At 38.8% G+C, this 24569-nt stretch carries 6 protein-coding genes; all 6 read left to right on the top strand.

Features of this window, described 5'->3' with window-relative positions:
* Positions 1-15 precede the first annotated feature (15 nt).
* The gene (locus D0817_RS08815) at positions 16-18339 is read left to right on the top strand and encodes a T9SS type B sorting domain-containing protein (protein WP_161568421.1); all 18324 of its coding nucleotides are present in this window, start codon (positions 16-18) and stop codon (positions 18337-18339) included.
* A gap of 43 nt (positions 18340-18382) precedes the next feature.
* Complete coding sequence (locus D0817_RS08810; RefSeq protein ID WP_238160846.1) at positions 18383-19372, top strand: PorP/SprF family type IX secretion system membrane protein; 990 nt, start codon at positions 18383-18385, stop codon at positions 19370-19372.
* Positions 19373-19630: 258 nt separating this feature from the next.
* Complete coding sequence (locus D0817_RS08805; protein ID WP_127338033.1) at positions 19631-20818, top strand: phosphoglycerate kinase; 1188 nt, start codon at positions 19631-19633, stop codon at positions 20816-20818.
* Positions 20819-20927: 109 nt separating this feature from the next.
* On the top strand, positions 20928-22760 hold the full coding sequence (locus D0817_RS08800; RefSeq protein ID WP_127338032.1) for a LysM peptidoglycan-binding domain-containing protein: 1833 nt from the start codon (positions 20928-20930) through the stop codon (positions 22758-22760).
* A 46-nt stretch (positions 22761-22806) separates the two neighbouring features.
* A complete protein-coding gene (locus tag D0817_RS08795; protein ID WP_127338031.1) occupies positions 22807-23778 on the top strand; it encodes a DUF4837 family protein in 972 nt (323 codons plus the stop codon).
* A gap of 52 nt (positions 23779-23830) precedes the next feature.
* Positions 23831-24472 (top strand): DUF1579 domain-containing protein, encoded by a 642-nt coding sequence (locus D0817_RS08790; protein ID WP_127338030.1) that lies wholly within the window; start codon positions 23831-23833, stop codon positions 24470-24472.
* Positions 24473-24569: the final 97 nt, after the last annotated feature.

The following is a 24569-nucleotide window of genomic DNA, read 5'->3' as shown; positions in this document are numbered from 1 at the left end:
AACAAAAAGATGACTATGGAAAAACCTACTACTTTTAAATCAGTAAAAACTGTTTTTACTTTTATCAAAAACATCGTTTCTGATATTCAAAATCAGTTTGAAAAGCGTAATGCTTCACTTTTTGATGCACAATTGCAGCCTTTATTTGTAAAAGCAACAACGGCCAAGACAATTCTTGGTATGCTGTTGTTTTTGTGTTTTACCACTACAATTTATGCACAGATTCCTAAACCTTTTAAACCAAGGTTAGACGGAGGAAGTATGCAGGTAAAAGGAGACATCCTTTTAATTGGAAATAGTATTGTTACCGGACAAGGCCTGGCAGTACCGTATAATGGAGGTGCCGACAATAATGCTCAAACAGCAGTCTATATAGATATTGATGGTGATCCAGGAACCTTTAGTTCAAGTAGTGCAAATTTATTAATTGACAATAGTTGTAAATCTATCGCTTATGCAGGTTTATACTGGGCCTCTTGTTACCCTAATGAAGTAGGAACTGATGCTAGTCAATTTTTCGTAGGGACACCCAGATTGAGCGACTGGAACCAGATTAAGTTTAAAGTTCCCGGTAGTAACACTTACGAGGTTTTAACTGCAGATAATGCAGCAGATCCGGCAGGAGACGAAGATGATATCATTTTTGATGGTTACCACTATTATGGTCCGGCAGATACGCAGTCCTTTAAAGATTCACCAATTATCTGTTACAAAAATGTTACAAAACAGTTACAGGCTGTTAAGAATGGTGCTGGTGTACTGGATGCTAATGGTACTTATACCGTGGCTGACATTAGAGCTACAAGAGGAAAAAGACAAGGAGGAAGCGGAGGAGGATGGACTTTGGTTGTTATTTACGAAAGCCCTTCACTACCGAGTAAATTCATTTCGGTTTTTGATGGTTATGCAGGGGTGCAGGGTTCAGATGTATTGAATATTCCTGTTTCGGGTTTTAAAACCTTACCGGGAACTTTGCCTGTTTATGCCAAAATTGGTGTTTCTGCCTTAGAAGGAGACAGAGGTTTAAAAGGGGATTCTTTTCAGTTTAGAGGGGGTGCACCACCACCGGCAAGTCCGACAAAACTGTTTACGAAAATTTGGGATGCGGTCAATCCGAAAGACATGACGCTTACTCCGATAAAAAGTGATGAGGATAATTTTTTCAACTCTTCCATATCAAAAGGGGGAGCGTATGTCAAGAACAGAAACCCTAATAGTGAAAACACTTTAGGTTTTGATATTGACAATGTTGATATTGATAATACCGGAAATAAAATATTAGGAAATAGTGAAACGCAGGGAGCACTTAAATTAACGACGAATGGTGATGGTTACGGAGCCTTCCTGACCACTTTTGCTGTTGATATTATTGAGCCAAAGATTGTATTAACAAAAGTAGTAAGAGGCGTTCGTGCCGACGGAGTAACGGAATATGACCTAAATGGTGCTGATGTGACTTTAGGCCAGGAAATGCGTTATGAGGTCGGATTCCAGAATGTGGGGAATGACAATGCAAAAACGTTAACGATTACAGATATATTACCACAAAATGTAATTTTTAATCGTCCCAGCGACATTATTTTTATGGATAATGGTATTTCAGTTGCTTCTTATAACGCAGCCACAAGAACAATAGTATTTAATGTCGATGATAAACTAGTTGTAAAATCAGGTTCTAAATATAAAATCATATTCAGGGTTAAGGTTGTTGCGGATTGTAACGAATTGGTTGATGCCTGTTCTAATAAAATCCAGAACACTGCAACTTCGCGTTATTTTGGTACCGAAAACCCAACCAACAACGGACAGCCTTATGGAGACGGAAGTTATTCCTTTAATACAGGATGTCTTGTAGGTGATCCGACTTCAACTAACTTTTTGGTTGGAATCAGTGATTGTTTGTTCCAAAGAAAAGTATCATTATGTGGTAGCGCCATTCTAAAAGCAGCCAATGGATATACTACTTATGTGTGGAAAGATGAGACTGGAAAAGTAGTTGGAACTACACAACAAATTACAGTTATAAAAGCAGGAGTCTACACGGTACAAACAGGAGGTAATCCGGATTGTAAAGGTATTCTTCAAACCTATACTGTTGAAGATTATGCAAAAGGTGCCAATGATAATCCGGTTAGTCCATATGCCAGTAATATAGACCCGGCTACAAAAAGACCTTACCTTTGTGCCAACGATAATAAGGAATTCCCAAAGATTTTCTTGTGTGGTCTGACAGACACCAGAGAAATCAAAACCAATATTGCCGGAGCCACCAGTATTAAATGGCAGGTTTCTACAGATGTACCACCTACAGGATTTCCTGCAAGTTGTGCGTACGAAGATGCTGTAAACTGGACACAGGCAGCACCGGATGGACCGAATTTCACGGCAAATAAATCCGGGGCATTCAGGGTTATCGTAAGTTACGGTAATAACTGTGTGAACACGTTTTATTTTAGTGTTTTCCAGAATCCTTTAGATGTAAAAGCTAAAAAGGACGATGTAACTTGTTCAACGCCCGGAAAAATAACGGTTACAAATCCGTTGCCAAATACAGGTTATACCTATAGTATTAACGGAACTGATTTCCAAACTTCAAATGTGTTTGATAATCTTCCGGAAGGCAATTATGAGGTAACCGTAAAACAAACAGCACCGGACCCACAAACGTCTTCATGTCCTTTTACGGTTAAGTTAACAATCGTAAAAACTATTTTCTCTGCAACTGTAGTGCCTACGGATGCTCTTTGTAAGGGATCTGATGGTACTATTAGAGCTACTGCAAATCAGGCACCCGGAGATTACCAATTTATAGTAAAAGTTGCAGGAACGAATACAGTAGTAGAAAATTCAGGAAAAATTTCATTCCCGAATTATAAGCTTTTTACAGGTTTAGCTCCCGGAAAATATGATGTAGAGGTTTACGCCAACAATTCACTGGCACTTCCTGCTAATAACGGTTGTTTTGAAATGCAGACTGTCGAAATATTCGATAAATCATTGACAGCAACTTACAAGATTAATAAAACGCTTGCCTGCGGAGATGGTGAATTTGAAATTTTACCAACAGGCGGAACTTTAATTCCAGGCGTTCCTCCATCCTACAATTATAATGTAAACGGAGTGGATTACGGAAAAAATCCTAAAATCCCGGTTATAAGACCATTGCCGACCGGCGGAATATATAATGTAATTGTTACAGATTATAATAACTGTACTTTTGCCTTAAAAGTTACTATCCCTGACACACCGAAACCAACCGTAGACATTAAAGGAACGGATGGTAAATGTTATGGTGACAAAGGTGGTCAGATTGATATGGTGGTTACACCAACAAATTCAGGTTATGCAGTTTCTTATAATGTAAATAACGGAGCATATACCACATTACCAACAACTAATTTAGCTCCGGGTACTTATGATGTAATCGTAAAATATACTTACGGTGCGGAAGACTGTTTTGATGCCGTTCGAAAAGTAGTTATTGGGGGAGCTGCAGATCCGTTGACAGCTTCTGCAGGAGTAGCCGAATTATCCGGTTGCGGACCTCCGGGTAATGTAGATCAGGGAATGGTAAGAATTACCAATCCTCAGGGAGGAATACCTTTTCCTGCACCAAATTTATACAGATACAGTTTTGATGGCGGAATTACATATATTACAGATAATTTTGCGTGGGTAAATCCAAAGGCGACTCCTTATACTTTATATATTAAGGATGCTGCCGGTTGTGTTTTCCCTATGGAGGGCATTATCCTTGAGCCAAAACCATCTGATCCTGTTTTTATCCAAACCACAAACTATACTTGTGACGGTAAAGGAACAACAACAGTAACTGTAAAAACGGATCCTAGTACTACCTATGAATATGAATATTATTTAGGTACAGCCTTAAATACAAATGTACCACCGAATGTCTTTAAAGATCTTCCGGTTGGTACCTACGATGTGATTGTAAAATACAAACTGGTATCTTCTCCAACGTTCAGTAATTTGTTAAAAGAAGATTTTGGTAGCGGACCGCCAACCAAATCACCTGGTATTGCAGCAGCATATTGTTTTAATGACCAGCGAGTTAACCCTCCTTATCAGTGTAAATTTCCTAATGGAACACCAAGTAGATCTGTAGAAGATAATGCCTATTCAGTAGCAAGTTTCTTCTGGAGAGGTGATGATCCATCAAGCAATAATTCAGGTGCATGGTTCCACTTTAAAGACCATACAACAAATCCAAATAACCTGGACAATACAGGAGATCCTGATGGAAGATTTTTATTGGTAAATATTGGTAATGCCGCAGGTAAATACGGTATTTTATATAGTAAACCTATTGTGGATGTTATTGAAAATCAGGATATAATTGTTGATTTTTATGTTGGAAACTTATTAAATCCGGGTTACAGTTCTGCTGCGCCTATTATCAGAGTGGAATTAATTGACGCTTTAGGTAATGTTGTGGCCAGAGATGATACGGGAGAAATTGCAGCTCCTTCAAATGATCCGAACAGAAGAAAATGGGTACCGATTAGTATCAAGATGAATCCGGGAAATAATAAGAACCTAACTTTCGTGGTTCGTTCCGGTAGTGAAGTATTTAGTGGTAACGATTTAGTTCTTGATGATATCTGGGTACGTCAGTTACCAAAATCATGTTTGTCTGAGCAAAAACTTAAAGTGGTAGTAGAAGACAGTAAAGGTTTTACTGCCGAAGTTCTGGGACTTACTCATATAAAATGTAACGGATCTAAAGACGGTGCATTTAGTATTATAGCTAAAAATTTCGATCCGCTTAAAGGTTTCTATTATACGATAGACGGTGGCGCTAACTGGGTTAAGTCTACAGTTGCCCAAATTGATTTTACTGGTAAAGATGCCGGATTGTATGATGTGCGTGTAAGATACGATGATCCAAAAGCACCATCACCAAATCCTTGTATTGTTAGTTTACCAACCACAATTAAGACAGAGTCCGCCTTTTCTATAAGTGCTTCTCCAAGTGTAGCGCTTTGTAAAGATGGTGCTACAGTTACAGCTAGTGCCACAGGTGGAGTGAAACCATACACCTTAACACTTACCAACACGGTTACAAAAGTAACGACGGCTTTCCCGGTTAATGGCGGAACGATAACAGGTGTTGCACCGGGTTCTTATACCGTTTCCGGAACAGATGCTAATTTATGTCCAAACACCAAAAATGTAGATTTTATTATTGCTGACCCTGTTAGACCGGAAGCAGAGATTGTTTCCAATACAGGTTTATGTTTTGACGGTACCAGCGCGCTGATTACAGTAAATATTACTAAAGGTGTTGGTCCATTCTATTATCAGGTAAATATAAATGGAGCGGGATATGGTAATCCAACTGCTACTTTTCCAGGCAAAACATTTACGTATACGGCAACTGCAACAGGAACCTATGACTTTTTGATTACAGATACCAGCAACAAATGTGATGCTACAGCAGTAAGTCAAAAAATTGAAGGTAAATTAACAGCAAATGCGTTAACAACTACTCCATTAAGCTGTGATACCACTGCACCAAATGCAGTTATAGAAGTTTCTATTTCAGGAGGTTATGCACCTTATAAATATGTAGTTAAAAAAGGTGCCACCACATTATTTACAAGTGGTAGTATTGCAGGTCCTAAATTTACCTATTCAACGAGTACTTCAGGAACCTATACTTTTGAAATTACAGATGTAAAAAATTGTCCATTTAAGGTTGACGCAATTGTTAATTCTAAAATTGCCGTAACTGCAAAAGAACAAGTTACCAATGTATCGTGTAATGGTGCCGCTGACGGAAGCGTTACGATTACTCCATTAACTGGAGTAGCTCCGTTTAAATATCAGTTTAATGGTACAGGTGCTTTTACCTCTACCACTACATACGGATCATTAGCCGGTTCTATTGCAGGAACGACTTATACTTATATTGTACAGGATGCACAGAAGTGTGAGCAATCCTATTCGTTTAAAGTTTTCCAACCAGATGTAATTAAAGGTACAGCTACGATGGCTCCTTTATACAATTGTGATAATCCTGCAACAATTACGGTTTCAGGTGTTAGTGGAGGAAATGGTTCCTACCAGTATACTTTATTGAAAGACGGTGTAAAATATGCCGGACCACAAGGAACGCTTGTATTTAATAATTTAAGTACAGAAGGTGTTTACACGGTTACAATTACAGATTCGAAAAGCTGTTCGGTTACAATACCAGCGGGAACAATTACTAAATTGAATCCACCGGCAGCGATGACGCTTACGCCTTCGAAAGTAACTTGTCCGAGTAATACGGCCAGCGTAACCATTTCAGATGTGAAAAATGCGGCTGGTGTACTTTTACCAACTGCTGGCTTACAATACAGAATGCTTTTACCGACGGTTGGTACTTACCAGACATCAAATGTATTTACAGGTTTAGCGGCTGGTGTTTCTTATAAATTTGAAGTAAAAGACGCGAACAATTGTAAATTCGAAGAAACTATATTTATATCTGCATTACCAACTATTGCAGTAACATTCAAATCTCAAGTTGATATCGTATGTTTTGGCGATACCAATGGTAGTGCGATATTTACAGTTACAGGATTGGGTAATGGTACAAATTATTCTTATGTAGTTGATACAAGACCGGCTGTAACAGGAACATCTCCTGCAACAGGAACTTCTTTTGATATTCCGGTAGCAACATTGAGTCCTGGTTTACATACGATTACAGTAACAAATACTTCTACTACATGTTCTGCACAACAGACCGTAACTATTTTGGCTCCGACTGCAGCTTTAGCATTAAATGCTCCTACTTTAACTCATGTTACTTGTAATGGTTTAGGTCAGGCTGTCATAAATGCAGTAGGCGGCTGGACACCATATAAGAATTATGAATTGACTCCGGTAACTCCTGCAGGAGCTGTTGTGAATCAAACGACTAATACTTTTACAGGATTAGCAGCGGGAGACTATAAAGTAGTAGTAACAGACTTAAACGGATGTACTAAAACGCAAAACTTCACGATTAACCCTAAAGTTAATCCAACGGCCAGTATAGATACTGTTACATCAGATTTTTGTTCTAGTGCTTTAGGAGCTACTATAAAAGTAACGCCTAATGCAGCACCAAATTATACCTATACACTTGGAAGTGTAACCCAGAATAACGGAACATTCACAGGATTAATCCCGGGAAGTTATATTATTAAAGTTACAGATACTTCTACAGGTTGTTTTATTAATTTACCGGCTACAACTATTGCTTCGCCAATAGCAGCAAGCATTACTTTAGACAAAGATTTAGATTGTTCACTTGCTACGCCAGGTGCCACTATCAGAGTTTATAATATTACAGCGGGTTACCCGGACTATAAATACAGAGTAAATACTACAGGTGCTCCATTTACAGGTGCTTATACGACACTTGCAGCGGGACAAACTTCGTTTACATATCCGGCTGGTGCTGCTGCTACTTATTATTTTGAAATTACAGATAGTAAAAATTGTACGACCGTTGTAAGTCAGAAGATAAATGCAATTGTAAAACCAGTAGTTACTGCTGCCACTCCGGCTCATGTAAAATGTAAAGGAGATGCTACAGGAACTGTTACGGTAACAACAAACCCGGCAGCAGGAACGTATACCTATGTATTAACACCTACTGCGCCAACGACGGGAGCTGTAATTACACAAACGAATAATGTATTTACAGGTATCAAAGCCGGAACTTATTCTGTTACAGTTACAGATGCTAAAAGTTGTATTTCTGCACCGCTCCCGGTTACCATTACAGAGCCTGCTATTGCATTGACAGCTTCAGCTTTAGCAACAAAAGTAAAATGCGGAACTGCAAATGCTCCACAAGCGGCTACTATTACAGTAACAGCAATTAATGGAACTCCGTTTACAGGAGGAAAATATAAATACGATTACGGAGACGGAAACGGTTATGTAGATTCAAATACATTTACAACAAGCACTCCTGGTCTTGTAAGTATTACAGTAATAGATAAAAATGGCTGTACGGCACCAGCATCTGCTACAATAAATACATTAAACCCGCCAACAGCTTTAGCTTTTGCACAGGCAAATGTTATTAGCTGTGACGCTGCTCAATTAGATACCGATTTAAAAGTTACCGTTACTAACGGTGTAGCACCATTTAAATTTGAAATAACCAGTACAACGGCTGCAATTGCTCCGGCAACTCCGGTCGTAACGGGTATTACTACTCAGGATTATACCTTTGCAAATTTATCCCCAGGGAAATATTTCTTTAGAATTACCGATGATAACGGTTGTATAAAAGATGGAGATTTCACGATTGATAATGTAGTTCCAATTACCGTAAGCGGTAGTTTGGTTAGTGCAGTATCTTGTAATAATGCTTCAGACGGATCTATTAAATTCAATGTTGGAGGAAATTCAACCGGATTTACATACGTTCTGAAAAACACGGCTAATGCCACTATTACAGGTGGTTCTCAGGCAGGTAATGTGGTTACATTCACTAATTTACCTGGAGGGACAACTTATACGATTACCGTTACCAACCCAACGACAAAATGTACTAACACAGCTTTTGTAAACCTTGCCAACCCAACTGCAATCACAATTACAGCGGCATCAGGTACAAAAGTGTACTGTGACAAACCGAATACAGCGATTACAGTAACCGCTACGGGAGGTACAGGTACTTTATATTATGCTGTTGTTTCTGCAAAAGCAGGAACTCCTGCACCGGTTTACCCTGCAGATTATAACACAACAGGTGTTTTCTCAAGAAACACACTTGTAGACGGGGAAACTTTCAATGTATTTGTAAGAGACGCAAAAGGCTGTCCTGCAACGACATCATTTACAGTAGTGAGAGATGCAGTACCAACCGTTGACCCAATACCGGTAACGTGTTACAAAGGAGGTTCGCTTACTATTGTGATGTCCGGAACTGTTTTCACAGGTTCAACAATAGCTTATGGTGTGAATGGAGTTTACTCTTCAAACCCAAGTAAAACTATTTCCGGTCCTGGTACTTATAACTTAACGGTTAAAGATGCAAACGGATGTATATCTGCCGTTTTTCCTTTAATTATTAATAATCAATTAAAACTTACAGTTAAATCTGAAAAAGATGTTACCTGTACAGCCGTTCCGCCATTTACCACTACAGATGCACAAGTTACCTTATCAGCTTCAGGCGGAGGTGCTGCATATACGTACTGGTATAAATTAGGTTTAGGAGGAACATATGTTGCTTTACCGGGTAATGTATTCAATACTTCAGCGCCGGGAGATTATTATTTCCAGGTTACCTCTGACGGATGTTCTGCAGAAAGTACAGTTCCGGTAAAAGTTACTGTACCAGTACTACCAGTTGTAAGTGCTGTAGCAACAGGAACATTATGTACCTTATCTAAAGAAGGAACCATAAAAGTGACGGTAACTTCAGGTGGAGTTGGTCCGTTTAAGTATACTATTGACAATTGGGTAACCAGTAATGATTCGGGTTATTTTACAGATCTACCTGGAGCACCGGGAGCAGGTTTAGGATATACCTATCAGGTTCGTGATGCTAAAGGCTGTATTGGAACAGGAGCTGCTCAGGCATTTGTTATCGCTCCGGACCCTATTACTTTTGATACGGCTATTGAAAACATAGAATGTGATCCGTCGTCGACACCTCCGGGTTCAACTTTAGGTTCAATCACAGTGATAAATGCTGCTGGTGGAACGGGACAATATACCTATCATATTAGTAATAATTTCGGATATACAGCTTCTCATACTACAACTACCAAAGAAAATTGGAAGTTTGACATTATTGACTTTGGTATCTATACGGTAGAAGTTAGGGATGCTAATAGCTGCTCTGTAGAAAAGAAAGAGGTAATGGCTTCTCCACCAAACGACTTGGTGATTGATGTTACGACTACACCATCGACTTGTACAACAGGAGGAACTGCAACTGTTACGGCTGTTGCGTCGGTAGGTAGTGGAAACTATGAATTTGGTATCTTAGAATTTAATACACCGCCATATTCAAACAATTATTCAGGACCGGATGTAGTAGGTGGAAATGTTAAAACATTTAACCCGCTGATCCCTGGTGTTACGTATACGTTTGTGGTACACGATTTAACTACAAACTGTTACTTCTTAAAATCTGCGGCCGGACCAATTCCATCAGCTTCTACGTTAGTGGGTACTCCAACTCCTCAGAATGTTACTTGTAAGGGACTTGGTGATGGTAGAGTGACCTTTACTATTACAGGACAACACGCTACTACAACATCTGTAGATTATCAGATTTTCAGAGATCAGGATAATGCTGTGATCAGTCCTTTATTAAATGCACCGGTAGCTGCACCATTTACAGTTACATATCCTTCAGCAGGTCCTGGAACATTAGTACCGGGAAGATATTATATTGTATTCACAGAAAGAGGCGGAACTATTGACGGTTGTCAGTCTGCTTCGACAATGTTCGAAATAAAAGAATCCACAACACCATTAACCTTATTGGCATCATCACTTGGAAATGCCAATTGTAATCCAAACGCCGGTATTGTTACCGCGCAGGGTAAAGGTGGAGCAGGTTCTTATTTATACCAAATCATTACAGATACAGGAGCAATTGGTGACGCTGACGATCCAAAACCAACAGCAGCATCATTCCTGCCGATCCACAGTACCAATACATTCTTTGTTAATTCAGGAGATTATTTGGTATGGGTTAAAGATGCAAACAACTGTATTACAAGTGCAACTGTTAAAGTTATTCAGGATCCTCTTCCGGTATTTAACGTTGACTTTACTACTTTTTGTGCAGGAGAAGGCGCATTTGAAGTTACGGTGAATATAACAGATCCGGTACCTACAATGGGTCCATATAAAGTAAGTGTTGATAACGGTACTCCGGTTCCGGTTACAGGACTAAGCTACACTGCTTTAGGTCTTAATTCAGGACCACATACTTTTGTAGTAATAGACAAAAACAATTGTTCTCAGGCACTGCCAACTAATCTAAACATAAATGCAACGCCATCTGCAATAGCATCTATTGGAAAAGTATTAGCTTGTTCGGTTACAGGAACTGTAGTGGAAGACGCTGTTATTCATGTTGAAATTAAAGACGGTACACCGGCTTATACATATGAAGTTAAGAAAGGAATTGCTGGTTTCGTTACAATAACGCCTGCGACAACTGTTGTTGCCGGAGTAACAGCATTCGATTACGCAGTGCCTTCAGGAGCTGCAGATACTTATATCTTCAGAATTACAGATGTAAATGGTTGCCCTGTAAGTACAAATGCAGTAACAATTGAAGCTATTGTACCAATTGTACCGGCAGCTAATCCGATACAGCCATTATGTTTTGGTGGTACAGGTACTATTGTATTGTCGGCAACTGGAGGACAAGGACCTTACAGGTATAATTTCAATAATTTAGGATTCTCTACAAACGATACGTATACGGCTACTGCAAGTGCAACAGCTTACCCGTTTATTGTAAAAGATAATTTAGGTTGTGAAGTTTCCAGTTCTGTAATTTTAGGGGAACCAACAGAGGTTAATTTCATTGCCCCGGTTATTACACCTTTAACGTGTGGTCCTGGTAATGTGGGAGTAGACGCTCAGGTTGTTTTATCTGCAAGTGGAGGTACAGGAACTATTGAATATAGTTTTAACGGAAGTGATTTCAGTACTCAGACGACGTACAATGTTATTGATACGGGAAGCGATCAGCTGAATATTCCATTCAGTGTGAGAGATGCAAATAGCTGTTCTAAATCAGGTACTGTGGATATCCTTAAATTAGATCCGCCTGTATTTAATGAACCGGCATTTACACAAACTACTATTACATGTCTGGCAACGACAAGTGATGTTCAGGTGGTAAGTACCAATGGAATTGGAACTTCTACTTATAAAATCATTTCGCCGGTTGCACAGGCAGGAAATATATCAGGTTTAAACTCTGGTCTTTTCACAGGTTTACCTGCTGGTGACTATATCTTTGAAGTGACGGATTCCAGAAACTGTAAAGATCAGGCTCCGTATACTGTAAAAGATGTAATCAAAATCAACGTAGTGGAGCAATCCACAACTGGAATAACCTGTGCTACGGCTACAGACGGGAAAGCTACTTTCTTCGTATCGGGCTTTGGTTCAGCTGCTCCGGGAACATACCACTATATATTAGATACAGATCCAGCTGTAAATAACTTAACAGCTTCAACAATTAATTTAACAGGATTGTCAAGCGGTAATCATACCCTTACGGTATATGATGATGTAACGGGCTGTTCTATGGCATTGCCATTAGGATTTGACATTGCTGCACCACCTGCTCCGCTATCAGCAACTAAAGTGGTTACACCATTAGGTTGTACTACTTTTGGAGCCGTAACAATTACAGCTGTTGACGGTTGGGGTGATTATACGTACACTTTAACTCAGGGTGCAACTGTTAAAACAAATACAGATGGAATTTTTGCCGGTCTTACTGTAGTAGGTACCTACAACATTTCTGTAAAAGACAGTAATGGTTGTGAAGTAACAGATTCGTTTAGTTTAACAACTCCTGTTAAACCAACAATTGCAATAGATGCTTCTAATTACTGCTATGTAAATGATAATACAACAACAATCAATGTAAGTGCTACTTCTGTAGGTACGCCACATCCTGTAACACCATACGAATTTAGTATTGATGGTACAAACTGGCAAACTTCAGGATCATTTACAGATCTGAAACCTGGTGATTACACCATTACGGTTAGAGATAAATTTGGTTGTACAGATGCTATAACAACTAAGATTAACGGTCAGCTTTTCGCTTCTGCGGAAAACAGAAAAGACCTTTATTGTGCAGGTCTTGCTGCTGACGGAACAATCAGAGTGAGTGCTGTTGGCGGATATCCGGCTTACACTTACACGGTAAATATTAATGGTGCCGGAGCTTCTGCACCAGTGGTATTTACAAACCCGGCTTTCTCTGATTACACTGTAACAGCTGCTGGTAGTTATGTATTTACAGTATACGATTCAAGAGGGTGTGCGTATCCGATTCCTGCTGTAGTAATGTTAGATCCGACTCCGGTTGTATTTACTGCTGCACCAACTTCACCAAGTTGTTCAGGAACTCAGGGAACTGTAGGCGATGGTTCGATTTTATTTAATTTGCCTCCGTCTAACAACAATCCGGATTACAGGTACACGATTCAACGTACAGTGCCGGCTGGTGGTCTGGTGGTTACGCAGGTGAACAATCCTTTATTCAAAGATTTAATTGCAGGTACTTATACAGTTACTGTAACATCAGGAAGAGATTGTCCGGCGACAGACACCGTTATTATCAATCCTCCAACTCCGGTTGTGGCTTCATACTTAGTGACACCGTTTAAATGTTCAGGAACAAACACCCTAAATGCAACTGTAGTTACGGTTACAGGTACAGGTGGAAAAGGAACTAATCTGATTACAGATTATACTTACAGTGATAACGGATCGAACTGGAAAACAACAAATACTTTTAATGTGATAGATAACGGATCAGTTCAAAATCCAGTCTATTATGTGAAAGATGGTAACGGATGTATCGCTTCTATTTCAGTTCCGGTAAACCCATTCCCTAAATTGATTTCTGCTACAGCTACTTTAGATACTAAAGCAGATTGTAAGAATGCAGGAGAAATTATTAACGTCGTTATCGCAGGCGGATCTGTTCCGGCTAATTTTGAATATGACGTTTATAAAGATGGTATTCTGTTTGCTTCTGCTATTCCTGTAACAGGTAATACATTTGACTATACAGCACCGGATGCAGGTCATTTCTATCAGTTTAAAGTAATTGATAAAACGACAGATTGTTTCATTCTTTCTAATGTATATAACGTTCCGTTATTCAATACTATGAAAGTGATTGCGACAGCGTCTCAAATGGTAAGCTGTAATGGTTTCAGCGATGCAGAAATTACCGTGAGCATAACCAATTATACAGGTGCATTTACCTACCAGGTTTACGATGCAGCTAATACTGCCGTGCCGGGTGCTTCTGGAACAGGAAATGCTGCAACAGGTAATCCGTTTACAATTACGGGACTTCCTTTTGGAGATAATTATACTGTTAGAATTACACAAACAGCTTACCCTGAATGTACAGTTGATTCAAACCCTGTCGATATTACACAGCCTCCGGTATTAAGCCTGGCAGGTTTAAAAGTGGACAATGTAAACCAAAACTGTAACAATGACGGAGCAGTACTGACGGTAGATCCTTCAACAATTGTTGGTGGTACTCCTGGATTTATGTATGCATTTGCTCCTGCGGGAACAAGTACAGCGCTTTTAGTGTATACGCCGTCTCCGACAAAAACAATTGTAACAACGAAAGTGTTCCCATTATTTGATGCGTGGGATGTGTATGTAAAAGATGCGAAAGGTTGTTTTGATCATGTAACAGTAAATGTTTCATTAGATCCTAAACCGACCATTAAAGATGTAAAAGTAGCGAGCCAGTGTGACAGCGCTTCAGGATACAGAATTGATGTTACGGCCACCGGAGTTGGAACTTTACAATACAGTTTAGACAACGGACCATTTACAACAGATAATTTCTTTATCGTTTATTCTCCGGGACAATATACCGTTACCGTACAAGATGCAAATCAATGTACTACAACAGCTCTTACACCGGTTACTGTTTTGGAACCTCTTACACTAAGTGGAGAAATAACGGTGATGTCAGATTGTAACACGGCAACAGGAGAAATTACTTTACATGCTGAAGGCGGTACGGTTTTACCAGCTAACAGTTATGTATATACGAAAGACAACTGGGTTACAAGCCAGGTGAGTCCTGTCTTTACAGACCTTGCTCCTGCTGTATACAAATTTAAAGTAAGAGATATTGTTACTTTATGTGAAAAAGAGTTTGATATCGAAATAGAAAAACCAACAGATGTAACCGGAATTATTTTAACTCCAACAGCTGTTTCTTGTAAAGATGGTTTAGATGGTACAATCACTGTAGCCATTGCAACTTCAAATAATAACCCTGTTTATACCTATAGTTTAACAGGTCCGGCAGGATTTACGCCTAGACCAGCGCAGGAATCTCCTGTTTTCAAAGACTTACCGTACGGACTTTATACCGTAACCGTATTGTCAGGAAGAGGATGTTCAGGTACAGCAACAATTACTGTTGCCGAGCCAGCTGTAATGGCGATAGGTTTACCGGCGGTTACGCAATATGTTTGTAACACGGGCAGTAATGCAGTTAAATTTGCGACGATCACCGTAACTCCGGGTTCTGTTGTTGGTGGTTCAGGTAACTACCTGATCTATGAATTCTTCAGAGATGGTAAATCAGTTCAGAAAGACGATAGAAATACGTTTACGGAATTTGATTACTTAGGCGGAACGTACACCGTAACGGTTTACGACAGCAACAATTGTCAGGCACAGTCTAACAGTGTGATTATTGCTCCATATGCAGATATTGATGATTTAAAAATCGATGTAACTAAAATAACTTGTAAAGACCCAGAGTCAATTCAGGTTACTGCAATTAATACAAAAGGAACGTTGCCAGCTTTAGATTATACAATCGAAGGTGTTGCTCCAAATACTTACCCGCTTACCTCTAGTCCAACAGGATTATTTGCAGGATTAAATGTGGGTCAGTACAAAATCACGGTGACAAATCCGGTAACAGGATGTAGTATCGTAAGATACCATACCGTGAATGAGCCAAACACATTCAAAATTGTGGCTACAGAGGTGAAAAACCTTATTTGTTTCAGTGATACTAACGGAAGCGTTACACTAACATTAGTAGACAATATTGTACCATCAGATGAAGCAGGTGTGTTTAGTTATGTTATCACACATGAATCAGGTACACAGCAAAGTGGCGTTACGACATCAACGGAACTGAAACTTGCTAATCTGATCAGAGGGAAATATACTGTAGCAGCTACTTTAGTTAATACACCATTCTGTCCGGTTACTACTGAATTTAGTATTGAAGGTCCGGCAGAAGAATTGTTACTTACACCAAGTGTAAAACAAATTACTTGTGCAGACGGTAACAGCGATGGTATTATTTCTGTATCAGCAACTGGCGGATGGCCGGGTGAATACCAATATAAATTAGAAGGTGCCAAAGCAGTACCATATTCTACTGTAAATGTTTTCGAAAATTTAGCAGTTGGATCATATGTAGTATTTGTGAAGGACATTAACGGTTGTGAGGTGTCAGCACCAATTCAGTTAGATGCTCCGAAACCAATTGATGTAACGGTTGGTTTAGATAAAACAAAACTTCTTTGTTATGATGATACAGATGCTACGTTAACGGTTAACACGATTACAGGCGGATCAGGAAACTACACGTATACCTTACACGGAACTTTGGCAAACGGTACAGTAATTACCAGAGATGCCCAGCCGGATAAAGTATTCGCAGGATTAGGTGCAGGAACTTATTTTGTTACTGTTTCTGATGACTGGACTTGTGTAGGAACATCTAACACAGTTACAGTTGACCAGCCAAACGTAGTGGAAGCAACTATAGCTATAGACAGAACAGAAACTTGTGCCATTACGCCAAGAATTATTCTTAAAGCTACAGGCGGAACAGGTCCTTATTTCTATAGTACGGATGGAACTACCTATAACCCAACATCATTTGTATCACAAGTGACGATTGATTTACCAAAAACCACGGCAAATGTAACGTACAAGTATTTTGTAAAAGATTCAAATGATTGTAATGCTGCAACCGAAGTGAATGTTGAATTCTCACCAGTTCCTGCAATTACATTGGAAGTATATGAGCACCAGGATATTCAGTGTAGAGGATCTGTATCCGGATCTATTACGGCTATTGCAAATGGAGGTTTAGGGAATTATGTTTACATTTTAACAGATGTAAATGGTAATGCAATTACTCCGGCTCCGACACAATTGACACCGGGTGAATTTACAGAACTTGCTGTAGGCAAATACCGTGTGACAGTACAAAGTCTGGATTGTGAGCAGCCTTTCGAGATCATCGAAATTACACAGCCGGATACTGAATTGTCTGCAACATTAGCTGTAGAAGATGTGAAGTGTAACGGATTCAGTAATGGTAAAATTACGGTTAACGCTGTAGGAGGAACGGGTGCATATGTATATGCATTACATCCAAACCTTAAACAGTTCTTTGATTCAAATGTTTTCGATAACTTAAAACCTGGTATTTATACCATAAGAGTTCAGGATGCAAACGGATGTTACCGTGATTACCAGGATGAAGTTAAACAACCAGACCCATTAGATGTTACTGAAATTGTAAGTTCACAAATTCCGGAATATTGTTTCGGTGATAAAGACGGAGTTGCATTTGTTGAAGTGACAGGTGGTGTGGGACCATATATGGCCAGTATAACAGGAGATGGTGTTACAATTGATTTCAGAGCACCGGATGTTGATGCCAATACATTTAGTTTCCAGGGTCTTTCTGGCGGAATTGAATATCACGTAATAGTTAAAGATCTTAACGAATGTACCAATGAGGTATTCCTTAAATTACCGGATCCGGTTAAATTAAACCCGATCGCGAAGGAAAACTACAGTTGTGAGAATGACCTTCCGGTGAATAATATCACGGTTGAGGTAGATGCAAGTATCGATGATACCAGAAAAGCGACTATCGTTTATACTTTATTCGAAGATGGAGTTTCTAAAGGAATTACCCAAACCGGTAACCCGATATTCAGAAATCTTCCTACTGGTAATTACAGTGTTCAGGTTGTCCTTGAAGGATGCGAGAGAATGACAAATACCGTTCGTATTGATGCTGTTCAGCCATTGAATTTAATAGATGTTACGGCAACTGTTAACAAAGACCTGAATATTATCGAAGTGAAAGCTTCTGGTGGTGTACCGGCTTACGAATACAATTTCAATGATGAAGGATTTACGTCATCAAATACCTATAGAATCTATAAAACAGGTGAGTATAGCGTAGTGGTGAGAGACCAGAATGGTTGTGAGTTCAGAACTACAGTGAAGGGTACATTCTACGACTTCTGTCTGCCGAATTACTTTACACCGGACGGTGACGGACGTACTGATCTGATCGGTCCTGATTGTGGCGCATTAGCATACAAAAACCTGACTTTCGATATTTTCGACAGATATGGCCGAGTAGTAGCGAAGTATCATGTAGGTGAGAAATGGGATGGTAGATACAACGGCGCAGAATTGCCAACAGGTGATTACTGGTATGTTCTTAAACTAAATGACGAGAAAGATCCAAGAGAGTTTGTTGGACACTTCACTTTATACAGATAACAAAATTATAGCCCCGATGATGTTATCTAAAAAATTTATTACAATGAAAAAATTTATTCTATCCTTAGTACTCCTGGCTGTAACAACATGTTACAGCCAGGAGCTAAACCTACCGGTGTTTACACAGTATTTAGCTGATAATCCTTTTATACTTTCGCCTGCTTATGCCGGTATCGGTGATAACCTGCGAATCAGGGCCAATGGTCTGACGCAGTGGGTCGGAATAAAAGATGCTCCTGATAACCAGTCTGTATACGCCGATTTTCGTGTGCTGGATCGTTCCGGAGTTGGTATATCATTGTACAATGACAGCAATGGTAATACGAGACAAACGGGTGCTAAAGTTTCTTTTGCGCATCACCTTATTTTAGATTATACGTCAAAACAATACCTTTCCTTTGGTATTTCGTATAACTTTAATACGTTTCGAATCTTAAAAGAAAACTTCACTGATAATAGTAATAATCCAAATGATCCTCCGGTTACGCTGAACCCGGCGTTGCTTGGAGATCGTAACAACACGAACAATAACTTTGATATTAGTGCGCTGTATCGTAATAAAAGCTTTTACATCAGTTTTAATGCCAATAACGTTTTGAAGAAAAACGTGGATAAATTCAAAGGAGTAGAGCCGGAATTGCTTTCTAACTATCAGGTGTACACCGGATATGTTTTTAAAGATGGTGAAAACAGCCGTATCGAATACGAGCCATCTGTTTTCTATCAGTATTTTGCAAGTGACCAGCGTTCTACAACCGATTTCAACTTCAAATACAGACGTTTTAACCGTTATGAAGATTACTACTGGATTGGTGTTTCCTATCGTTTCCTGAATGACCAGTTTCCAAAACCATTATCTGTGGGGCCTATGGCCGGTTTTATGAAGTCTAAATTTTACTTCGCCTATTCGTATCAGGTAATGTTCAACGATCTTGGAAGCTACAATACAGGTACGCACTCTATCACAATCGGATTTGATTTCTTAGGGTCCATCAGTAACTGTCCTTGTACACAAAGTCCTGTTCACGACTAATAAAGTATACTGTTGAAAATCTGTTTCAAACGAAGTTTTCATGCTGTAAAGAGTATGAAACACTTCTGTTTGAAGCCGGTTTTTGACCGTTAACTTATAAATAAGCATTTTTATCTTTTTTAAATATAAATTTGTTTTTTTTCATAATTTACAACGTTTTCGTTGTTATTGATCCGTTATTTTTGCTTTTTTCAAATTTAATACTACTCTAAAAGTTCTATATTTGTTATTCTTTCAAAAAAATTAAAAATTTATCAAATGAAAACTTTAAACGATTTCGATTTTAAAAATAAAAAAGCAATTATCCGTGTTGACTTTAATGTGCCACTGGATGAAAATTTTAAGGTGACGGATGCAACTCGTATCGAAGCTGCCAAACCAACCATTGATACTATCCTGGAACAAGGTGGAAGTGTGATTTTAATGTCGCATTTAGGAAGACCAAAAGGTGTTGAAGAAAAATATTCGTTAAAACATATTTTGAAAACGGCTTCAGAAATTTTAGGAGTGGAAGTTAAATTTGCTACAGATTCTGTTGGAGAACCGGCTCAGACTGCAGCAAAAGAGCTTAAACCTGGAGAAGTTTTATTATTGGAGAATTTACGTTTTCATGCTGAAGAAGAAGCAGGAGATGTTGCTTTTGCAAAAGAACTGGCTTCACTTGGAGACATCTATGTAAACGACGCTTTCGGAACGGCGCACAGAGCACATGCCTCTACTACTATTATTGCACAATTTTTTCCAACTGAAAAATGTTTCGGAACCTTATTGGCAAAAGAAATAGAAAGTTTAAATAAAGTACTTAAAAGTAGCGAAAAACCGGTAACGGCAGTTTTAGGAGGATCTAAAGTATCTTCTAAAATTACGGTTATCGAAAATATTCTTGACAAAGTAGATCACATGATCATCGGTGGTGGTATGACTTTTACATTCATTAAAGCGCAGGGTGGTAAAATTGGTGAATCAATCTGTGAAGATGATAAACAGGAACTGGCACTTGAAATTTTAAGATTGGCCAAAGAAAAAGGCGTACAGGTTCACATTCCTGTTGATGTAGTGGCTGCAGATGATTTTTCTAATACTGCCAATACAAAAATTGTAGATGTGAAAGAAATTCCTGACGGATGGCAAGGTCTTGACGCAGGTCCTAAATCTTTGGAAAATTTCAAAAAAGTTATCCTGGAATCTAAAACGATTTTATGGAATGGCCCATTAGGAGTTTTCGAAATGGAGTCCTTTGCAAAAGGAACAATCGCACTTGGTGATTATATTGCTGAGGCTACGGAAAACGGGGCTTTCTCCTTAGTTGGGGGAGGTGATTCTGTTGCTGCCGTGAAGCAATTTGGCTTCGAAGATAAAATGAGTTACGTGTCCACTGGTGGAGGCGCTATGCTTGAAATGCTGGAAGGAAAAGTACTGCCTGGAATCGCAGCAATTTTAGACTAAATATCACAATTAACATTTTTTTTGATATTTTTCTTCCACAAAGGCCTTAAGTTTGCAAAAATACAATCCTTCTAATTATTTGAATTATAGGATTTTAATAAAATGTTATATGATTGTAAGAAAAATTTCCTTAGCGGTTTCTGCTTTTTTCTCTATCGCTGCTTTTGCACAGGATGTGGCAAGTTCAGACGTTCAGATTAAGCCCGAAGTTAAAATCTCGTACTTAGATTCAGTAAAGAGTTGTTTCAAAAAAGACAATATGGCTACCCGCGTAGACAGTCTCTGGATGAACGAATTAGTAAGTCTTGACATCTACGATGATTTAACGAAAGACATTCAAACCATCAATTCAGACGTTTCTGTAGATGAAGAACTGCCAACCGAGTTGCTGAAACAGCGTCTCCAGGCCATGAATGAGAAATCACCTTTTGAAATAGAATACAATCAGGGCCTTGAAAACATCATAAAGTCGTTTCTGAAGAACCGAAAAAAATCGTTCTCACGTTTAATGTCTTTATCAGAATATTACTTTCCAATTTTTGAGGACGCTTTTGCAAAACAGAACGTTCCTCTTGAAATTAAATATCTAGCCGTTGTAGAATCTGCTTTAAATCCTAAAGCAGTTTCTAAAATGGGCGCCACCGGTCTCTGGCAATTTATGTACGGAACCGGAAAACAATATGCTCTTAAAATCGATTCATACATTGACGAACGCAGTGATCCGCTGAAAGCTACTGCGGCCTGTTCGCAATACATGACCAAAATGTTTACTATTTTTGGAGACTGGGAACTTGTTCTGGCCTCTTATAACTCAGGCCCGGGAAATGTAACAAAAGCCATTCGCCGTTCAGGAGGAAAAACAAAATACTGGGACATTCGAAACCATCTTCCAAAAGAAACCCAGGGGTACGTTCCGGCTTTCCTTGCTACGATGTATCTTTTTGAATACCATAAAGAACACGGAATCAATCCGGAAAGAGCAGTGGTTAAGAATTTTGAAACCGATACGGTTCAGGTTAAATCTCAAATGTCATTCAAACAAATTGCTGATTTGTTAGACATGCCACAATCACAAATTCAACTTTTAAATCCTTCATACAAATTAAACGTAGTTCCTTTTTATCAAAGCGAAGCACACTACTTACGTTTACCGAAAGATAAGATCGCCGCTTTTGTTTCCAATGAAGATAAAATTTACGCTTACGTAAAACATCAGTCTGAATTTAAGGGACTTCCAAAGCAGCTTGCTTTAAAAGTTTCCCCTAAATCGAAAGCCAGACTTGAAAAAAGTGCCGAGGATATTCAGTTTTATAAAGTTCGTAAAGGAGATAATTTAGGTACGATTGCAGATAAATACGATGTGTCCATACTGGACTTAAAGAAATGGAACAATCTGAAAACCAATTCACTTTCTCTGGGTAAAACACTGAAAATTAAATCTAACGATTCGATTGTTAAATCTCCGAAAGAGTTAAAAGCACCGTTAATCGATAAAAAAGCAGCTGAAGAAGCAATTGCAGCTTCAGACAATACTAAAGAAAAAACTACTGTCCCTTCTCAGGAATATAGCGTTGCAGCCGGAGATAATCTGGGAAGTATTGCTAAAAAGTTCGGTATGACTATTGCTGACTTAAAAGAGCTAAACAACCTGACATCAAATAATATTGGTTTAGGAAAAACTCTAATGGTGGCCAAAACTGCTGTTGTTGAAGAAACAACAACTGCAACTACGGCTATCGCCTCAACGTCTTCTATAGATTCATTTAAAAAGAAAGCACTATCTGCTAAAAATTTAGGTGAAGATTATTACGTTAAAAAAGGAGATTCATTATACAGTATTTCAAAAAAATATCCGGGAGTTACGATTTCAGATATTAAAAAGTGGAATGGTATAAAAGATGATGATTTAAAACCGGGAATGAAACTTAAAATAAACGGATAATAAAAAATCTTAACTAAATTTGGGTTTTATTTCATAAATTATAAAAATGAATAAAACCCATTTTTTATGCCTTATACTTTCGTGCCTTTTTGTTTCTTGTTTTAAAAACGAAAAGCAGCCACAGCCTGTATCCGGCAAAACAAACACCATTTCAATTATCATAGACGATCAGTTGTGGTATGGCGAAGTTGGTGACAGCATTCGGAATAAATTTGCCTCTCCTGTTCTCGGACTTACACAGGAAGAACCGTTGTTTACCATAAATCAGTATCCCGCCAAACTTCTGGAGGGATTTGTAACCGACAGCCGCAGTATCATTGTGGTCAAGAAGGCAACAATGGACAAATTTGAGATCAAACACAATTCCAAATCACTGCCTCACAACACTTTTCGAATTTATGCCAAATCGGTAGATGATATTATCTGCAGTATCGAATTTAATTCCGCGCAGATTATTAAGGTCATTCGTGATGCCGAAATTCAGAAGATCCGGCAGGACAACAGTAAATCACTCCTGAATCCGGCCGTTATCAAAAACAAATTCCATATCAATTTGCAGATTCCGTCGGGATATGAATACATGCTTCATAAGAAGAACTTTATCTGGCTCAAAAAGGAAATTATAAGCGGCAACACCAGTTTGCTTATTTATCAGATACCGCTGCCAAAACTTAAGCAGGGTTCGAATGTGGTTGAAAGCATCGTCCGCATGAGGGATTCTGTAGGTCGTTATATAAAAGGCCGTGAACCCAACACGCAAATGATTACCGGAGAAGCCTATGCGCCTTATTTTTCGATCACGGAATTAGACGGTAAGAAAACCTTTGAAACCAAAGGCACCTGGGAATTAAGAAATGATTTTATGACAGGCCCTTTTATTAATTATGCCATAATTGATAAAGCCTACAATCGAATTCTGGTGATTGAAGGATTTTGTTATTCACCGTCCTATCAGGAAAGAGATCTGATGTTAGAACTGGAAGCCATAATCAAATCGGTTAAGGTAGATAAGAGATAGGTTTATTATTTTTTCGTTACTTTTGTTTTAATAAACTTTAAATCAGGTAATTATGAAAAATCTATGGATAACATTTTCACTGTTGGTATTTTGTTTTTCTTCTTGTAAAAAGGATATAAACACAGAAACACAAAACATTAAAGTTACGGACAGTGTTACAACCGAAGAACCTGTAACAGAACCACCTTTAGATTCTGCGGCACAAATGAAAGCATGGGTAGCCTATGCGACACCCGGAAGCCCCCATAAAATGATGGCAGACGAGACAGGGATCTGGAACTGCGAGATGACTTTTTGGATGGAACCCAATGGCAAGCCGGAAAAAGCAACTTCTACAGCAACAATCAAAATGATATTGGGCGGCCGTTATCAGGAAGCGAATTATTCGGGAACCATGATGGGGCAGCCGTTTGAAGGTAAAAGCACCCTGGCGTACAACAATGCCAGTAAAGAGTATACCACAACTTTTATTGACAATATGGGAACTGGTATACTGACGGCCACAGGTAAATACGATGAGAAAACTAAAAGTATAGCGTTTAAAGGAGATATGGTGAATCCGCTAAACGGTAAAAAAACACCTTACAGGGAAATTTATACCATTGTAGATGCTACAACCCGCAAGATGGAAATGTTTGATGTTAAGAATGGAAAGGAATACAAGAGTATGGAAATTGTCATGAAGAAAAAATAAAATAATTTGTAAGTTCTGATTGAAATCCCGGTTGCAACTCGCAATCGGGATTTCTATTTGATAATATTTAATGTAATTTTGCTTTCAGTAAGTTAAC

The organism is Flavobacterium cupreum (assembly GCF_003996965.1).
Classification (GTDB): Bacteria; Bacteroidota; Bacteroidia; order Flavobacteriales; family Flavobacteriaceae; genus Flavobacterium; species Flavobacterium cupreum.
Note: the sequence above shows the minus strand (reverse complement) of the source record. Positions and strands in the feature narration are given on the sequence as shown.